This is a genomic window from Mycobacterium sp. 852002-51163_SCH5372311 (assembly GCF_001667115.1).
Lineage (GTDB): Bacteria > Actinomycetota > Actinomycetes > Mycobacteriales > Mycobacteriaceae > Mycobacterium.
In genome coordinates, this window is record NZ_LZIJ01000148.1 from 1 (window position 1) to 17,386 (window position 17,386).

Consider the following 17,386-nt stretch of genomic DNA (forward strand, 5'->3'; position numbering starts at 1 on the left):
TCGTGGCTGAACGCGATCTGGGCGCGCCGGGCGGTCTCCATCCGCTCGAGCACATGCAACCTCACCGGGGGCGCCAGGTGATCAAGGTTCAGCTCGCCCATCCCGGCCAGCGCCGTAGTAAATGCGTCGAGCGCGGCGGTTACCTCCGCCGACACCTCAATCGAAAACATGTTCGAATCCTATGGCGAACCGGTGACACCAACCACCGCAAAACCCCGACGCTGTGGATGGATTCGCAACTGTGGACAAACTCCATTAGAAGCGTCCTTCGATACGGTTTCGGCATGAAGCAGTGGGACCAAGAAGTCGCGAAGACGCTGCGTGGCGCGGTGTACAGGCGTGACGGGTCTACGGTCGTGGAGGTGGTGCGCGCCGGGCTGACTCATGAAGCCCTTCAGCTGACTGGCGACGGCCTCTTGGATGCCGTTTCCCAAGGCGTGCCAGGAGCCGTTGAACTGGCCGCGGACTGCGCGGCGGCATTGCGGGAGCGTGACTGGGAGGGCGACGAAGAGTTAGCCGACCAACTCCTGGCGACGCTCAACCAGGGGCCCGCGCCGACGCTTGGCCCGCTCCCTGTCGATCTGGACGAGCTGTCTGATTTGCTCGAAGGGGATCCCGTTTACGGCGGCGGCCGAATTGACCTCAAGACCGGTCACTGTTTGCCCCAAGCGTCGATTGACGACGCGGACGATCTCGATGGGGATGACGACGACGACCGCTGGCTGGGGGTCTGGTGCGAAGGTTCGCGGCCCGGCTATCGGGACATGGAGCGGTTCATCGCCACGGTGGACGATCCGGCAATCGTCGATCGACTGGAGATCGCAATACGCGGACAAGGGGCCTTCCGGCGATTTAAAGACGTGCTTGCCCGATGGCCCGAGGAGTTGCAGCGCTACTTCGTGTTTTCCGAGGAGCGCAAGCGTGGTCGGGCGCGGGCCTGGCTCGCAGACAAAGGCTATCGGCCGAGCCTCAACCGCGATCGCTGAAAGGTGACAGCAGTAGGCTGCAGCAATGCGGGTAGGCGTGCTGGGAGCCAAAGGGAAAGTCGGCGCGACGATGGTGTCGGCCGTGCAGGCCGCGGACGATTTGACGCTGTCAGCGGAGGTGGACCTCGGGGATCCGCTTAGCCTGTTGAGCGACAACAATACCGAGGTCGTCATCGACTTCACTCACCCCGACGTCGTGATGGGAAATCTGGAGTTCTTGATAGACAACGGGATTCATGCAGTCGTCGGAACCACCGGTTTTACCGCCGAGCGCCTCGAACAGGTGGAATCCTGGCTGGCCGGCAAGAACACGTCGGTGCTGATCGCGCCGAACTTCGCAATCGGGGCGGTGCTATCCATGCATTTCGCCAAACAGGCCGCCCCCTACTTCAATTCGGCCGAGGTCATCGAGCTGCACCACCCGCAGAAGGCCGACGCCCCGTCCGGCACCGCCGCACGCACCGCGAAGCTGATCGCAGAAGCTCGAAAAGGCTTGCCGCCCAACCCCGATGCCACCAGCACCAGCCTGCCCGGTGCCCGCGGCGCCGACGTTGACGGCATCCCGGTGCACTCCGTGCGACTGGCCGGACTGGTCGCCCACCAAGAGGTGCTGTTCGGAACGGCAGGGGAGACGCTGACGATCCGCCACGACAGCCTGGACCGCACGTCGTTCGTGCCCGGCGTACTGCTGGCGGTGCGCCGCATCAAAGAACGGCCCGGCCTCACGGTGGGCATCGAGCCCCTGCTCAACCTGCAATGAACGACGCCGGTCGGACGCTGCGCATCCAGCTGTTCACCGCGTTCCTGTGCGTGGCGATGCTGGTGTACTTCGTTCTGCTCGGCCGCATCGCGCTCGCGCTGATCGGCTCGGGTCGCGCGGCCGCTGTCGGCCTGGGATTGGCATTGCTGGTCATGCCCGTCATCGGGCTGTGGGCGATGATTGCCACGCTGCGGGCCGGATTAGTCCACCAGAAGCTGGCCCGGCTCATCGCCGAAGACGGACTGGAACTCGACGCCAGCGCGCTGCCGCGGCGGCCGTCGGGCCGTATCCAAAGAGAGGCGGCCGACGCGCTTTTCGCCACTGTGCGCACCGAGGTGGAGGGTGATCCCGACGATTGGCGGCGCTGGTACCGGCTGGCCCGCGCGTACGACTACGCGGGAGATCGCCGCCGCGCCCGCGAGGCGATGAAGACCGCCGTCCACCTACAGGGCCGCCCGTGAGCAAGCTGTTGATCGTGCACCACACCCCGTCGCCGCATATGCAGGAGATGTTCGAGGCGGTGCTGTCGGGCGCCACCGACCCCGAGATCGCGGGTGTGGAAGTTGTTCGCCGACCGGCGCTCACGGTCTCGCCGGTCGAAATGCTCGAAGCCGACGGCTATCTGCTGGGCACCCCGGCGAATCTCGGATACCTCAGCGGTGCCCTCAAGCACGCGTTTGACCAGTCCTACTATCAGCTGCTCGACACCACCCGTGGACGTCCATTCGGCGTCTACATCCACGGCAACGAGGGCACCGAAGGAGCCGAGCGCGCCATCGACGGCATCGCCTCCGGACTGGGCTGGATCAAGGCGGCCGAGACGGTCGTGGTGATGGGCAAGCCGAATAAGGCCGATGTCGAGGCGTGCTGGGAACTAGGCGCGACAGTCGCGGCTCACCTGATGGAATAGCACTCCGACCCATCGTCAGGATGCGTCACTGCGCAAGGGTTTAGGGATCGGGCTCGGCGAGTATCCGCTCCCACCGCTTGCGTCCTCTCGGTGTGAGCCCGACGTCACGAGTGTCGGGCCATTCCTCGATTTCGGTGATCGTCTGTTCGCACCATTCGATGAGATCGCGGTAGAACTCGGCGACGAACGTCGCCAGAGGTTCGACGAGGTGAAGCCGATGTGGGAAAGGGCCACCGGTGTGCAGCAGCTCATCGATGAGCGTCTTCCCCTTGGCATGCAACTGACGAGCCTCGTGTGCGGTGGCTTCTAGCGAATCGACCAGTTCTTCCGTGGTGGCCTGGTCTGCGAGGAACATCCTGAGGAAACCCTCGGCTTCGATTACTGGCGCGGCCGGCGCGCTGCTGAACCACTCTTTAAGTGCCGCACGGCCTTTGGAGGTGATGGTGTATCGAGTGCGTTGACGGCGGCGGCCTTGCACTATCTCGGAGCTGGCGTACCCGCGCTCGACGAGCCGCTTCAGCTCCGCGTACAGGTGGGCATCAGACCGCGGCCAGAAGAAGTGCACGCCGCGCTTGATCTGAGCGACGATCTCGTACGCCGTCCACGATTTGATGCCGAGCAGGCCGAGCAGAGCGAAAGATGTGGTGGTCGGTTGCGAGGCCATTCCTTGACAATACTCAATCCTGGAGTAATTTAAGCTCCACAATGGAGTATAGAGGGGCAGCAATGAACGACACCGAGTACGTCGCACTTGTCGACACCAGCAGGGACGAACTGAGAGATCGCATCGGGCGGGCCCGGGCTCGGTTCGACCGGCTCATCCGTAGCGCCGACCCGCGGGCGCGCGTGCCCGGCCTGGACTGGACCGTTCAACAGGTCGTCGCTCACATGTTGTCCGTCACGCACCGCTATCAGGCGGTAGCAGAGGGACGAGACTTTCGCCGCGCCACCTATGCGCGCGAGTTAGACGAAATCAACCGCACTGAGCTCGACGCGCTGATGGCGCCCATCCCTGAAATCGCAGACCAACTCGACAGCCTTGCGCACGTGATGGACGAACTGTTCGACACCTGCTCGAATGACCGTGTGTACGAGCTTCATTGTGGTGCCTTTGCGGACGGCATTACTTTGCAGACGAATTGGCTGGGTGAGCTGGTTCTGCACGGAAGGGATGTCGCACGAGCGATGAAGGCGCCGTGGCAGATCGACGAACGCGACATGCTGCTCATCGTGCGGGGCCTTATGCAGGTCGGCGAGGGGCCGGGATACCTGCGCGCGGCGTTGCCCACCGAAATCTGCGTCGCCCTCAAACTTCCCGGCGCACGCCCGTACGTGATGCACATTCACGACGGCGCCGTAAAGATGCGTGAGCGCCGCCCTGCCGATCGCCCGGACGTCCTACTGCGGACGCCCGCGTCGACGCTCTGCGACATGTTGTACCACCGCATCGGACCGGTTACGGCCGCGCGAAGGGGGCTGATGATCGTAGGCGGTCGTCGGCCATGGAAGGCGCTCAAGCTGCAGTCCTATCTAGAACGCCCTTGACGCGGTATTCGCCGGGCCAGGAGTGACTGCCAAAACCTCGGCGACGGTCGCCGCGCAGTTGATGGAATGACCTACTGGTACGACGGTTGGAACGCTTCGGCAGGCTGGGCCAGGGCCAGCGCCGAACTCGTGCCGATCGGGCCGTGCCGGTCGAATAAAATCGCGCTGCCCGCGGCTACCCCGGCCGTCCCGTAGTGGCTTTGGGCGGCGAGCCCGATGTATTCGCCCTCCGGCAGACGGCTCGCGGTGACCGTGTAGTCGGCATTGATGTAGCGTAATCCGCCTGTGCCCCAATGGGTTAGTGAACTGGTGACATCGCCGACAAACGCCAGACGAGTGAACGGCGTCAACGGAAACCCCTGCACCATCGGGCGAAACAGTCGCGTCCACGCGAACTTCTGGGAGTGCGACTGCTCCCATTCGCCGGCGGCGATACCCGGACTGCCGTCCGAGGTGTTCCCGTACCCCCAAATGAGGAACGGCATGTCTGCGGGAAAACCATCGGAATTGCTTGGCAGCGGCGGCATCTCGACGGAGGCGGACCACACCTCCCCGTCGGGATGTTCGCCCCGTCGCAGAAGGAGCGCACTGGCGCGCGCGACAGTCTTTCCACTTTGTGTCAGCACCCCGTCGACGAGCTTGATGCGCCGGCCTTCCCGCTGCACGGAAGTCTGAATCTGCACCGGCTGTTGCAGTGCCGGCCGTAACAGGTCGACGGTCAGGCGAGCGGGCTGGAAGTTGGGGTCGATGCCCGATCGCTCGATTCCCCAACCCAATAGGCCACCGACGATTTGGCCACCCATTCCGACGCCCCACGGCCCCCGGGTCATCTCGCTCGGCAGGTAGGAGTCGCCGTCGACAGCGAAGAACGCCTCGGGCATGATGGCGGAATCTTCGGTCGTCACCGCTACGACGATAGGACACGATGGAGCGAGGTGTGGGCATGCCTCCGATTGCCTCTTTGACCGAGATTTCCCGACGCGGCAACCCGTTCCCCGTAACGGGTGTGTCCCGCGACGCCGACGGCATCCCGCACTACGACGAATTGCCGGCCACCCTGCTGGACATGCTCGCCGAGCAGGTGGACCACCGCCCGGACAGCGAAGCCGTGGTGGAACTCGGGACGGGCCGGCTGACCTACCGGCAGCTGTGGGACCGCGCGTCGCGGGTGGCCGGTGGGTTGCGCGCGGGCGGCCTGAAGCCGGGCGACCGGGTTGCGGTGCGCTACCCGGCGGGGCTGGATTGGGTGCTGGCGTTCTGGGGCACGGTGATGGCGGGCGGCATTGCGGTGGCCGTCAATACGCGGTCCGCTCAACCGGAGGTCGATTTCGTTCTGTCCGACGCCGGTGCTCATGTGGACCTCACTGCTGAAACTCCGCTGCCCGACGCCGAACCGTACGTGACCGAAAAGCTCAGCCGCACCGATATAGCGGCGCTGTTCTACACCTCGGGGACTACGGGGCATCCCAAGGGTGTGCCGACGACTCATGAGGCGTTCGTGACCAACACCGAGAACGCCGTGCGGTGCCTTCGGCAGCCCAGGGATATCGGTGATGCGCTGCGCACCCTCATCTCGGTGCCGCTGTTTCACGTGACCGGTTGCAACTCACAGCTTTTGGCAGCTGCCCGGCTTGGCGGGGCGGCGGTGATCATGCCCGCACTCAACCTTGACGAGCTGATCGCCACGCTGAGTGCAGAGCGCATCTCGCTCATGGTGACCGTCCCGGCGATCTACTCGTTGTTGTTGCGGCACAAGGACTTCGCAGCGGCAGATGTCTCCGGGGTCCGCTGGGTCGGCTACGGCGGCGCACCCATCGCACCTTCGCTGGTTCGGTCGGTCAAGGACGCGTTTCCGCAAGCCACGGTATTCAACGGGTACGGCATGACCGAGACCGCCTCGCTGATGACTGCGCTACCCGACGAGGACGCCGTCGAGCACGCCGACTCGGTCGGATATGCCGTGCCGTCGGTGGATCTCGGTGTGATCCCCCTCGATGACGGCTCCGGTGAACTGGTCGGCGAGTTGGTGACGCGGGGAGCCAATGTCACCGCGGGCTACTGGAACCGGCCGGAGGCCACGTCGGCCACGATCATCGACGGTTGGCTGCACACCGGCGACGTGGTCCGCGTCGACGATGCGGGCCGGGTACACATCGTCGACCGACTCAAAGACATCATCAACCGGGGCGGAGAGAACGTCTCCAGCGTTGAAGTCGAGGCGGTGCTGCTGGCCGCTCCCAACGTCGCGGACGCCTGCGTGCTGGCGGTTCCCGACGAGGTGATGGGGGAGAAGGTGGGCGCGGTGCTGTTCGGCGGCACCGACCAGATCGACGTGACGGCGGTGATCGAGCACTGCCGCGGGCAGCTGGCCGATTTCAAGGTGCCGCAGTACGTGACGGTGGTGGACAGCGCGTTGCCGCGCAACGCCGGCGGCAAGCTGCTCAAGGGCAAGCTGCGTGAGCAGGTTCAGTGGGGGCCACCCCTACGCTGACGGCCGGCTACGTCTTTAGCCCCGGAAAACGGGAACGGCCTAAGTTTGCGAAAACCGTTGTGCGGCAGGCTAATTTGTCGCTGGATGGCGGATACCGCCCTACACGCGCACCGAAAGACCTGAACGCCATCAGTACACCCTGAACGCGGAATAAGTCCCGCTCTCGACGATCGGAGTGACTGGCAGGGGCCAGCGCATACCGAAACCGCGCGTTTCGAGCCTGCGGTGGCGGCGCCGAGCCCGCATCCAGGGCCATGGCTTCAGGGTCTTCGTCGCCATGACGGCAGGTTCGATGACGACGATGGCGGACCCGGTCGCGCTTGGGGTAGAAACCGCAGGTCTCGCGTGTCGATGGTGTACACGATGCACATGAAAATGTCAGGCTCGATACGACAGCGTTAACACTGCCGGCATGCGCATTACGAATCCGTGAACGAATTCTCACATGAGCACCTTCGATTGGGGGTACGGATGACCTGTCTTCCCGAAAACCACACGTCACACCGAGAGGAGCACTAGATGTCGTTTCTGACTGCACAGCCTGAGGAGTTGGCCGCCGCGGCCGGCAAGCTCGGCCTGATCGGCTCGGCCTTCGCCGCCCAGAACGCGGCCGCGGCAGCTCCGACCACGGGCGTCATTCCCGCCGCCGCGGATGAGGTGTCCATGCTGCAGGCTTCGCTATTCGCCGCGTACGGGACGCTCTACCAACAGGTCAGCGGTGAGGCTACGGCGATGTACGACGGCTTCGTCAACACGCTGCAGACCAGCGCCGGCACATACGAGGCCACCGAGGCGGCGAACACCTCGGCGGCAGCGTCGCCGCTGTCATCTGTGGGTGCGGCGGCGCTGCCCGCTGCCGCAGCAGATCCGCCCGGATCTGGTATCGCCGACATCCTGGACATTGGCGTCGGCAACTGGAGCTCGGCCGCGTCGAACTTCCTCGGACTGGCAAACGGGGGTCTGCTGGTGCCCGCCGAGCAGGGCAGCGGTGCCGCCGGAGCTGCATTGCTGGGTTTCGACGGCGCGAGCCTGGAATCGGCGGCGACAGCCGGACTCGGCGAGGTGCCGGCCGCCGGTTTGGGTTCGACATTCGCCGGTATGGGGGTGGCGTCTTCCGTCGGGGCCTTGTCGGCGCCGGCGAGTTGGGCGGGATCGACCACATTGGTTTCCGGTACCGCGGTGTCCAGCCCCGGAGTATCAGTGGGCACGGGCTGGACGGCCGCTGCGCCGCAAGCCGCCTCGGCGACTCTGCTTCCGGGGATGCCGGGGTTCGTCTCGACCGGCCGCAATAGTGCCGGTTTCGGTGCGCCGCGTTACGGCGTTAAACCCATCGTCATGCCGAAACCGGCGAACGCCTGAGCAGAGCCGCAACCCCGCAATCGACCAGCAATGAACTTCAACTCAAAGAAACGAGACAGCAATGGATTTCGGAGCATTACCCCCTGAGATCAACTCCGCGCGCATGTACGCCGGCGCGGGTGCCGCACCGATGATGGCTGCCGCGGCGGCCTGGAACAACCTGGCCCTCGAACTCAGTACGACAGCAACGTCTTTCGAGTCGGTTATCACTCAGTTGACCGCCGAGCAATGGATGGGTCCCGCTTCGTTGTCGATGGTCGCCGCCGCACAGCCGTTCGTGGCCTGGTTCAACTACACCGCGGAAGCCACGGCGCTGGCGGGCTCGCAGGCCACCGCGTCGGCGGCCGCCTTCGAGACGGCCTTCGCGATGACGGTGCCGCCCGCCGAGGTGACTGCGAACAGGCTGCTGCTGGCACAGCTGGTGGCCACCAACGTGCTCGGGCAGAACACGGCGGCGATCGCGGCCACCGAGGCCCTGTACGGCGAGATGTGGGCGCAGGACGCGTTGGCCATGTACGGCTATGCGGCGGCCTCGGCTGTCGCCGGAAAGCTGATCCCGTTGACGACGCCGGCGCAACCGACCAACCCGGCCGGCATCGGTGGCCAAGCCGCCGCGGTCAGCCAGGCCGCGGCATCCAGTTCCGTTCAGCAAGTGGGACTGAACAACCTTGTCGGCAACGTGCCCGACAGTGTCAGGAGCCTCGCCTCGCCGGTCACCGCGGCTGCCGCCGCCGCGCCGGATGCCAGCGGGCTCGTATCGGACACCATCAACGGCGCTGTCAACACGGGGGCCTGGTTCACCACCGCCGGCATCACCAGCGCGATATTCCTCAACCACACCCTCAACACGATGTCGGCTGGCGGCGCTGCCGCCGAGGCCATTCCAGGCGCCGCAGCGGCTGCGTTGGCCAATACCGTGATGCCGGCCGGACTCGGCGGGGCCCCGCTGATGGCAGCTTTGGGCACGGCGCCCTCGGTTGGTGGCCTTTCGGTGCCGGCGGCCTGGTCCACCGCCGCCCCGGCCACCGCGTCGACGACGGCCGGTGCCAGCGCGTTGGAGGGTAGTGGTTGGGCCGTGCCCGCGGAGGACGCAGCGATTGCCGGAGTGCCCGGCGCGCCCGGAATGGCGATAGCGTCCAAGGGCGCCGGTGCATACGCTGGGCCGCGGTACGGGGTCAAGCCCGTCGTCATGCCCAAGCTGGTTGTCGTGTGATCTCCGAGGTGTGCCTATGACGCTGCTGATCGCCAACCGTGGGGAGATTGCGCTCCGAATCATCCGTACCGCAACGGAACTGGGCATCCAGACGGTCGCAGTTTACGCCGAGGACGACGCCGATAGTCCCCACGTGCACGCGGCTGACGAAGCGATCGGCGTACCCGGCTATCTCGACCAGGCCGCGATTTTGGCGGCGGCCAAGGAGTCCGGTGCCGAGCTGATCCATCCGGGTTACGGGTTCCTCAGCGAAAACGCTGGATTCGTCCGGGCCTGCGCGGCCGCAGGCCTGGGTTTCGTGGGCCCAGATGCGGAGGCGCTGGAAACAGTGGGCAACAAATCCGCGGCCCGAGCCGCCGCGATTGCCGCCGGGCTGCCGGTGCTGGCCGCCACCGAAGGGCCCAGCAGCGTCGAGGATGTCCGCGATTTCTACATCGCTCAAGCCGCCGAGGGCGGAGCGATCATGATCAAGGCGCTCGCGGGCGGCGGCGGCCGGGGCATGCGCAAGGTGGACAGCATCGACCAAATCGACAACGCATTCCGGCAGTGTGCCGCGGAGGCACAGCTCGGCTTCGGTGATCCGGCGGTGTTCGCCGAAGCCCACCTCGGCGCGGCGCGTCACATCGAAGTGCAGATCGTGGCCGCGAGGGCCGGTTCTCAAACGCATGCGCTCGCTCTCGGCGACCGTGACTGCAGCATCCAGCGCCGTTATCAGAAGCTCGTGGAAATTGCTCCTGCGCAAGGGCTGTCGGATACGCTTCGTCGCGACCTGCACCAGGCCGCGGCCCGCCTGTGCGCCAGTGTGGGGCTGCACGGGCTGGCTACGGTCGAATTCCTGGTTGCCGGGGACAAGTTTGTCTTTCTCGAGGTGAACCCGCGAATTCAGGTGGAGCACACCGTCACCGAGGAGGTCACCGGCATCGACCTGGTGGCCGTCCAGCTGGCCATCGCTGGTGGTGCGTCCTACTACCAGCTGCGGCTACCGGCAGGGATCGCTTCGGACGGAAGCGAAGTCATCGGCGAGCCGGCAGCCCGGCGTGGTATCGCCATTCAGGCCCGGGTCAACATGGAGACCTTCGGCGCCGACGGATCCGTCGTCCCGGTATCCGGCACGCTGACGGTGTTCACCCCGCCGAGCGGTCCGGGGGTACGCGTCGACACCTTCGGGCGTCCCGGGCTGACCCCCAGCCCGCGCTATGACTCGTTGCTGGCCAAGGTGATCGCCCACACCCAGGGTACGAATTTTCCGGCGGCGCTGCGCAAGGTGCGTACCGCGCTGGCCGAGTTCACCATCGAAGGCGTCGGCACAAATATCGTGTTCCTGCGAGAGTTGCTGTCGGACAGCCAGGTTGAGTCCGGTGAGGTGACCACGAGCTTCCTCGACGAGAAGCTCCCGCAGCTGGCGACCGCGGCGCTGTCTCGTCAGCACGAGGTGCGGGTGACCGCCGTCGAGCTCTATCCCGGTGAGGAGGCGCTACGGGCGCAGCTGGCCGGGACCGTGGTCGAGATGCCGGCCGAAGGCGAGGAGTTCGGTGCCGGCGCGCAATTGGTTGTGCTGGAAGCTATGAAGATGCAGCACGTGCTCGCGGCGCCGGATGCGCTGCGTACGGTCCGGAACCTCGTGGCGCCCGGACAGGTCGTGGGAATCGGCGACCCGCTGGTGGTCTTCATCCGCACAACCGAGACCGCAGAAGGCGAATCACAATCCGCCGCACTCGATCTGGACCGTGCGCGCAGCGATCTCGACGAGGTCCGGCAACGCCACCTGCTCACCGTGGACGAGGGCCGGCCGGCCGCCGTTGCCAAGCGGCACAAGCAGAATCGCCGCACCGCGCGAGAGAACATCGCCGACCTGGTCGATGCAGGCAGCTTCGTGGAGTACGGCGCCCTGGCCATCGCTGCGCAGCGCAGTCGCCGGTCAGAGGAGGATCTGATCGCCAACACCCCGGCCGACGGTCTGATCGCCGGCCTGGCGACCATCGGCGCAGACCGCTTCGGGCGCTCGGCGGCCGAGGCGGTGGTCGTGTCGTACGACTACACCGTGCTGGCCGGGACTCAGGGCATGCGCAACCACGCCAAGACCGACCGCGTTTTCGATCTGGCCGCCCGCAAACAGCTGCCGGTGGTGCTGTTCGCCGAAGGTGGCGGTGGACGCCCCGGTGATACGGACGTCGGCGGCATGGCCGGACTGGACGTGCCGACCTTCCGGATGCTCGCCGGCCTCAGTGGTCAAGTGCCGCTGATCTCGATCGTGTCCGGCCGCTGTTTCGCCGGTAATGCGGCGTTGGCCGGGGTTTGCGACGTGATCATCGCGACCCCGGACGCCAACATCGGGATGGGCGGCCCGGCGATGATCGAGGGCGGAGGGCTAGGGGTTTACCCGCCGGAGGCGATCGGGCCGATCGAGGTTCAGCGGCACAACGGCGTGGTGAGCCTGGTGGCCCGCGATGAGGCACACGCCGTTTCGCTGGCCAAGCAGTATCTGTCGTACTTCCAGGGCAGCGTGCAGGATTGGACGGCACCGGATCCGCGGCTGGCCCGACATGTGGTGCCGGAGAACCGGTTACGAGCCTACGACGTGCGCCGCGCGATCGAGTCCATTGTCGACGTCGGCTCTGTCCTGGAGCTGCGCGCGGACTACGGAGTAGGCATCGTCACCGCGCTGGTGCGCGTCGAAGGAGTGCCATATGGCTTGATAGCCAACAGCAGTCACCACCTCGGCGGCGCAATCGATGCCGAAGCGGCGGACAAGACCGGCGACTTCCTGACGCTGTGCGAGTCGTTCCGATTGCCGGTGATCTCGCTGTGCGACACCCCGGGCTTCATGGTCGGGCCGGACGCCGAGAAGGAAGCCGCAGTCCGCCGATTCGGCCGCATGTTCGTCGTGGGCGCGCGACTGACCGTGCCGCTGGGGATGATCATCCTGCGCAAGGGCTATGGGCTTGGTGCTATGGCCATGGCGGGCGGATCCTTCCGCGCGCCGCAGTTCACCGTCGCATGGCCGACGGGTGAGATCGGCGGTATGGGCCTGGAAGGCGCAGTGCGGCTCGGGTTCAGCAAGGAACTAGCCGCCGAGACGGACCCAGCTGAGCGGCAGAATCTGTTCGAGCGTTTGGTGGCGGCGGCCTACCAGCACGGCAAAGCCCTGCGGTCGGCCACCACCTTCGAACTCGACGATGTCATCGACCCGGCAGACTCCCGGGCCTGGATCACCAGGCTCCCGGGAGTATGCCGGTCAGGTGCCGATACTGATTAGGCGTGGCCGCCGCCGCAGCCGACACCCGGCAGACATCCGCTGCCACCGGGGACGCCGCCCGGGCCGGCGTTCTGGCCGCCAGAGCCGCAGCCGACCCCTGGGACGCAACCCTGGCCGCCGGGACCGCCGCCCGGACCGCCGTTCTGGCCGCCGGAACCGCAGGCGCCGTTGGCGTCGCAGCCGCCGCCGCCGGGGTCGTCCTTAAACACGACATGCGTCGGCGCAGGCGACGTCATCGCAGGTCCGGCCGCAAAAACTTCAGCGGAAGCTGTGGGCGCCGCCGCGATCGCTGCAGCGACAGCCCCTGCTACCACCAGTGGTTTCATGAGGTTTAATTTCGCTAACATTCTTGTCGCATACCACGCGCACGCCGGTATAAAACATTTCGCCTGCGACCGAATGCAGACCCCGCACCGCCGCAACAGAACGTGCCCCTCAACCGAAGGCATACCGAAAAATGACCTCACTGGATCTGACCGGCCGCACCGCAATAATCACCGGTGCCTCACGCGGAATCGGGTTGGCGATCTCCCAACAGCTCGCGGCAGCCGGTGCCAACGTCGTGCTCACCGCCCGCAAGCAAGAGGCGGCCGACGCTGCGGCGGCGCAGGTGGGTCAGGGTGCGCTGGGCGTGGGTGCCCATGCGGTCGACGAGGATGCGGCGCGACGCTGTGTCGACCTCGCACTCGAGCACTTCGGTGGCATCGACATCCTGGTCAACAACGCCGGAACCAACCCGGCGTACGGTCCGCTGATCGAGCAGGACCACGCGCGCTTCAGCAAGATATTCGACGTCAACCTGTGGGCGCCGCTGCTGTGGACCTCGCTCGTGGTCAAGGCCTGGATGGGGGAGAACGGCGGGGCTGTGGTCAACACCGCCTCGATCGGCGGCATGCACCAATCGCCGGCGATGGGCATGTACAACGCCACCAAGGCCGCGCTGATCCATGTCACCAAGCAGCTAGCGCTGGAACTCTCACCGCGGATCAGGGTCAATGCGATCTGTCCGGGTGTCGTTCGCACCCGTCTCGCCGAGGCGCTGTGGAAGGACCACGAGGATCCCCTGGCGGCGTCCATCGCGCTCGGACGCATCGGTGAGCCGGTGGATGTGGCGCAAGCGGTCGCGTTCCTGGTTTCGGATGCGGCCAGCTGGATCACCGGGGAGACGATGGTCATCGACGGGGGCCTGCTGCTGGGCCCCGCGCAGGGTTTCCAGATGCAGGCGGGGGGCGCGCAATGAGTGGATCGGACGCCCCAGACCACGTTGCGGCCGACCTGAACGAGCGCGTGCGGTCGCTTCTCAAGGAACACGACCCGTCGACCACCGATGCGCGGGACTTTCTCGGCGCGCGTTTCGATGCCGGCCTGGCGTGGGTGTACTTTCCGCGGGGTAACGGCGGCCTGGGCCTGCCGCATACCTATCAGGAGCAGGTCGAAGCGGAGCTGGCCGCCGCCGGCTCGCCGCCCGCCGGCGGCGGCCGGAACCTCATCGGGCTCGGGATGGCGGCGCCCACGATCGCGGCATTCGGTACCGACGAGCAGAAGCGAAAGTTCTTGCGCCCGTTGTTTACTGGTGAACACGTATATTGCCAGCTGTTCAGCGAGCCGGGCGCCGGATCCGACCTGGCCGCCGCCGCAACTCGCGCCGTGCGCGACGGCGACGACTGGATTGTCAACGGGCAGAAGGTTTGGACCTCGATGGCGCAGCACGCGCAAATGGCGATCCTGGTTGCGCGCACCGACCCGAACGTACCCAAACACGCTGGCCTGACGTACTTCTTGGTCGACATGACACAGCCCGGGATCGACATCCGTCCGCTGCGCCAGATCACCGGCGAGGCGGAGTTCAACGAAGTCTTTCTCACTGACATCCGGGTGCCCGACGCGAATCGTCTCGGCCCGGAGGGCGGCGGCTGGCGGGTGGCTACCACCACGCTGAACAACGAGCGCGTCGCAATCGGTGCTCGCTCCGGCATACCGCGCGAAGGCGCCCACATCGGCAAAGTTGCCGCGGCGTGGCGCAACGAGCCGGCGCTGCGCAACCCGGCGATGCACGACGAGCTGATGCGGCTGTGGGTCGAAGCCGAGGTGCTCCGGCTCAGCAGCGAGCAGCTGCGCCAGCGCGCCGCCGCCGGTCAGCCCGGACCCGAGGGCGCCGGCATGAAGGTCGCGTTTGCCCGTCTGGCGCAAGCAATCTCGGGTTTCGAGATCGAACTGCACGCCGACTCCGGGCTGCGCTACGACGACTGGAGCATGCGCAGGCCAGAAGTCGTCGACCTGATCGGTCGCGGGCCCGGCTACCGCTACCTGCGGGCACGCGGCAACTCGATCGAGGGCGGCACCTCGGAGATCCTGCGAAACACCATCTCCGAACGCATCCTGGGACTGCCCGGCGAACATCGCGTCGACAAGACCGTCGCGTTCAAGGACCTGGAGAGGTGAGTTCGTTGAGCAATCTGCTGTATTCGGACACCGAAGAGGCGTTGCGCGACAGCGTCCGTCACCTGTTCGCCGACCGGTGTCCACCGGAGGCGGTGGCGCGGGCCTATGACGTAGAAGCGTCGCCGCCACCAGACTTTTCCGGCGTGTGGCGGACGCTGGCCGCCGAGTTGGGCGTGGCGGGGCTGCTGGTGCCCGAGTCGCTTGGCGGGGCCGGGGCGAGCGCCCGCGAAGCCGCAGTCGTGATGGAGGAGATCGGCCGGGCCGTCGCGCCGGTGCCGTTCCTGTCCAGCGCGGTGCTCGCGACGCTCGCGCTGCTGGGTGCCGGCGACACCGAAACCGTTCCGGGCCTGGCTCAGGGCACGACGACCGCTGCGCTGGTGGTGCCGCTTTCCAGCGCGCCGGGCGATCCGATCACAGGAGTCAGCGCCAATGCGGACGGCCTGAGCGGAGTGGTCGGCAACGTCGCGGGTGCGAGCGAAGCCGACGTGTTGGTGGTGCCGGTCGCAGGCGCTGGAGGACTCGAGCTACATGCCGTCGACCGCGAAGCGGCCGGCCTTGAAGTGTCGCCGGTGCTGGCGCTGGACATGACGAGACCCCTTGCGGATGTGCATTTTTCGGGCGTCACGTCGTCGCGGGTAGGAAGCGTCCCGGCTGCCGAAACGGAGGCGGCGTTGGCTGAAGCGCTGCAGACCGGTGCGGCTCTGCTGGCGTCCGAGCAGCTCGGGGTGGCGCAGTGGTGTTTCGACACCACGCTGGCCTACGCGAAGGAGCGCAAGCAGTTCGGTCGAACGATCGGCTCGTACCAGGCGGTCAAACACCGGCTGGCCGACCTATGGATAGAGCTCAATTCGGCGACCGCGGCGGCGCGCTACGCCGCCGACACCTCCGCCCGTGGCGATGCGGATGCGGCCGTCGCGGCGGCCCTCGCGCAGGCCTACTGCAGTGAGGTCGCGGTGCGTGCCGCCGAGGAGTGCATACAGCTGCACGGCGGCATCGGAATGACCTGGGAGTATCCGGCCCACCTGTATATCAAGCGGGCCAAGAGCGACCAGCTGGCGTTCGGCACCGCCTACCGGCAACGCAGCCGGCTAGCCGAATTGGTCGACTTGGCATAGGGCGAGCTGCGCTGAAGGCGATTGACTTTGCGCACAGGTAGAAGTTTTGCGAGGAGGCCATGCCCTCACCGCAGAATCAACGCGCGAACTAGCCGAGCGCTCCACGGAAGGTTTCGACCATCGCGGCCCAATGCCGCTCGGCTGCCGCTTCGTCATAGGGCGGGTTGTCCGGCACAGCGAACCCGTGGGCGGCCTGGTACCACTCGATGGTGTGCTGCACACCGGCCGCCGTCAGCGCCTTGTCGAGCTGCTCGGCGTGGTCGGCGGTGAACGATGCGTCGTTCTCGGCGCCGCCGATGTAGACCGTGGCGCCAATCTGGTCGGCCAGTAGGTGCGGGCTGTCGGCGGAGTCGGTAACCAGTCCGCCACCGTGGAAGGACGCCGCAGCTGCGACACGATCCGGCTGACGCCCCGCCACCACCACCGACATACGCCCACCCATGCAATATCCGCACACACCGAACCGCGCTCCTGACGCCTCCGGTCGGGCGGACAGGTAGTCGAAAAACGCGGCGGCGTCGCTGGCCATCATGTCCTGGGTGATGCTGCCGATCATCGACATCAGCCGCTTGCGTTCGGCTGGGTCACCGAACGCGGTGGACATGTCGATCGGAGCCCAGTCGCCGTGGCGGTAGTACACGTCCGGTAGCAGCACGGCGTACCCGAACCCGGCCAGCTTGGCCGCCATCTGGTCGAATGTCTCGCGCGTCCCGCCGGCGTCGGGATACATGACCACGCCGGGCCACGGACCGGAACCCTCGGGGGTGAACAGCTGGACGGGGCAGCTGCCGTCCGGGGTGGTGATGCTGTCGGTGATTTTCGGCATGGATCCGTTCTACTCCCCGCGCCGCGACGTGAATTTATCGGTGGCGCCGACCCGCCGCCGAATTAAACGGCGTCGACCCGCCGCGCCCGGCTTCGCCGCGATTGCGATCGCCGCTAAGCTGGCCGCGTGCCGATCGCGACGCCGTACGAGGATCTGCTGCGCCTGGTGCTCGAGCGGGGCACGGCCAAAGCCGACCGCACCGGAACCGGCACCCGCAGCCTGTTCGGACAGCAGCTGCGTTATGACCTGTCGGCCGGCTTCCCGCTGCTCACCACCAAAAAGGTGCACTTCAAGTCGGTGGTCTACGAGTTGCTGTGGTTCTTGCGTGGCGACTCCAACGTCAACTGGCTGCACGAGCACGGAGTCACCATCTGGGACGAGTGGGCAAGCAGCACAGGCGATCTCGGGCCAATTTACGGTGTGCAGTGGCGATCCTGGCCGACGCCGTCCGGTGATCACATCGACCAGGTCAGCGCTGCGCTG

17 protein-coding genes are annotated in these 17,386 nt (G+C 66.4%); 13 read left to right on the top strand and 4 right to left on the bottom strand.

Features of this window, described 5'->3' with window-relative positions; translation table 11 throughout:
- The first annotated feature begins 284 nt into the window (after nt 1–284).
- Genes A5791_RS17510 through A5791_RS17525 form a run of 4 tightly spaced genes read left to right on the top strand, consistent with a single transcriptional unit; the run spans nt 285 to nt 2,656 of the window.
- Nucleotides 285–986: a UPF0158 family protein gene (locus A5791_RS17510; protein ID WP_197504718.1), complete on the top strand. Its 702-nt coding sequence runs from the start codon at nt 285–287 to the stop codon at nt 984–986.
- A 25-nt stretch (nt 987–1,011) separates the two neighbouring features.
- The gene (gene dapB / locus A5791_RS17515; protein ID WP_067239518.1) at nt 1,012–1,746 is read left to right on the top strand and encodes a 4-hydroxy-tetrahydrodipicolinate reductase; all 735 of its coding nucleotides are present in this window, start codon (nt 1,012–1,014) and stop codon (nt 1,744–1,746) included.
- Entirely contained in the window at nt 1,743–2,207 is a 465-nt protein-coding gene (locus A5791_RS17520; protein WP_067239520.1) for a hypothetical protein, read from the top strand. The genes dapB and A5791_RS17520 overlap by 4 nt, the downstream gene beginning before the upstream one ends.
- Nucleotides 2,204–2,656: a flavodoxin family protein gene (locus A5791_RS17525; protein WP_067239523.1), complete on the top strand. Its 453-nt coding sequence runs from the start codon at nt 2,204–2,206 to the stop codon at nt 2,654–2,656. Before A5791_RS17520 ends, A5791_RS17525 begins: the two co-directional genes overlap by 4 nt.
- Before the next feature lie 40 nt (nt 2,657–2,696).
- Here A5791_RS17525 and A5791_RS17530 read toward each other — a convergent pair whose 3' ends face one another.
- On the bottom strand, nt 2,697–3,320 hold the full coding sequence (locus A5791_RS17530) for a PadR family transcriptional regulator (protein WP_067239526.1): 624 nt from the start codon (nt 3,318–3,320) through the stop codon (nt 2,697–2,699).
- 62 nt (nt 3,321–3,382) lie between these two features.
- Here A5791_RS17530 and A5791_RS17535 point away from each other — a divergent pair, with 62 nt between their 5' ends.
- Nucleotides 3,383–4,201 (top strand): maleylpyruvate isomerase N-terminal domain-containing protein, encoded by an 819-nt coding sequence (locus A5791_RS17535; RefSeq protein ID WP_067239528.1) that lies wholly within the window; start codon nt 3,383–3,385, stop codon nt 4,199–4,201.
- Between the two features lie 71 nt (nt 4,202–4,272).
- On the opposite strand, the gene A5791_RS17540 is transcribed toward A5791_RS17535, so the two are convergent.
- Nucleotides 4,273–5,106 (bottom strand): thioesterase family protein, encoded by an 834-nt coding sequence (locus tag A5791_RS17540; RefSeq protein ID WP_197504719.1) that lies wholly within the window; start codon nt 5,104–5,106, stop codon nt 4,273–4,275.
- A 56-nt stretch (nt 5,107–5,162) separates the two neighbouring features.
- Between A5791_RS17540 and A5791_RS17545 the strand changes: the two genes are divergently transcribed.
- The 4 genes from A5791_RS17545 (at nt 5,163) to A5791_RS17560 (ending at nt 12,520) form a co-directional block, all read left to right on the top strand.
- Nucleotides 5,163–6,692, top strand: coding sequence for a class I adenylate-forming enzyme family protein (locus A5791_RS17545; protein ID WP_067239559.1), 1,530 nt, complete (start codon nt 5,163–5,165; stop codon nt 6,690–6,692).
- Between the two features lie 519 nt (nt 6,693–7,211).
- Nucleotides 7,212–8,051 (top strand): PE domain-containing protein, encoded by an 840-nt coding sequence (locus A5791_RS17550; RefSeq protein WP_067239531.1) that lies wholly within the window; start codon nt 7,212–7,214, stop codon nt 8,049–8,051.
- Nucleotides 8,052–8,112: 61 nt separating this feature from the next.
- Nucleotides 8,113–9,264, top strand: a complete 1,152-nt coding sequence (locus A5791_RS17555) for a PPE family protein (protein ID WP_067239533.1) — start codon at nt 8,113–8,115, stop codon at nt 9,262–9,264.
- A 16-nt stretch (nt 9,265–9,280) separates the two neighbouring features.
- Entirely contained in the window at nt 9,281–12,520 is a 3,240-nt protein-coding gene (locus A5791_RS17560; protein WP_067239536.1) for a carboxyl transferase domain-containing protein, read from the top strand.
- On the opposite strand, the gene A5791_RS26080 is transcribed toward A5791_RS17560, so the two are convergent.
- The gene (locus A5791_RS26080) at nt 12,517–12,846 is read right to left on the bottom strand and encodes a PE-PGRS family protein (protein ID WP_082966994.1); all 330 of its coding nucleotides are present in this window, start codon (nt 12,844–12,846) and stop codon (nt 12,517–12,519) included. The two genes, A5791_RS17560 and A5791_RS26080, sit on opposite strands and share 4 nt — an antisense overlap.
- 131 nt (nt 12,847–12,977) lie before the next feature.
- On the opposite strand from A5791_RS26080, the gene A5791_RS17570 reads away from it, so the two are divergent.
- From A5791_RS17570 to A5791_RS17580, 3 genes are read left to right on the top strand one after another with little or no spacing between them, the layout of a single operon-like run.
- Nucleotides 12,978–13,760, top strand: coding sequence for an SDR family oxidoreductase (locus A5791_RS17570; protein ID WP_067239541.1), 783 nt, complete (start codon nt 12,978–12,980; stop codon nt 13,758–13,760).
- Nucleotides 13,757–14,962 (top strand): acyl-CoA dehydrogenase family protein, encoded by a 1,206-nt coding sequence (locus tag A5791_RS17575; RefSeq protein WP_067239544.1) that lies wholly within the window; start codon nt 13,757–13,759, stop codon nt 14,960–14,962. Before A5791_RS17570 ends, A5791_RS17575 begins: the two co-directional genes overlap by 4 nt.
- 5 nt (nt 14,963–14,967) lie before the next feature.
- Complete coding sequence (locus A5791_RS17580) at nt 14,968–16,077, top strand: acyl-CoA dehydrogenase family protein (RefSeq protein ID WP_156661422.1); 1,110 nt, start codon at nt 14,968–14,970, stop codon at nt 16,075–16,077.
- Between the two features lie 88 nt (nt 16,078–16,165).
- On the opposite strand, the gene A5791_RS17585 is transcribed toward A5791_RS17580, so the two are convergent.
- Nucleotides 16,166–16,903, bottom strand: a complete 738-nt coding sequence (locus A5791_RS17585; RefSeq protein WP_067239549.1) for a dienelactone hydrolase family protein — start codon at nt 16,901–16,903, stop codon at nt 16,166–16,168.
- A 126-nt stretch (nt 16,904–17,029) separates the two neighbouring features.
- Here A5791_RS17585 and thyA point away from each other — a divergent pair.
- Nucleotides 17,030–17,386, top strand: a 357-nt coding sequence (thyA, locus tag A5791_RS17590; protein ID WP_067239551.1) for a thymidylate synthase, incomplete at its 3' end; no start/stop codon positions are given.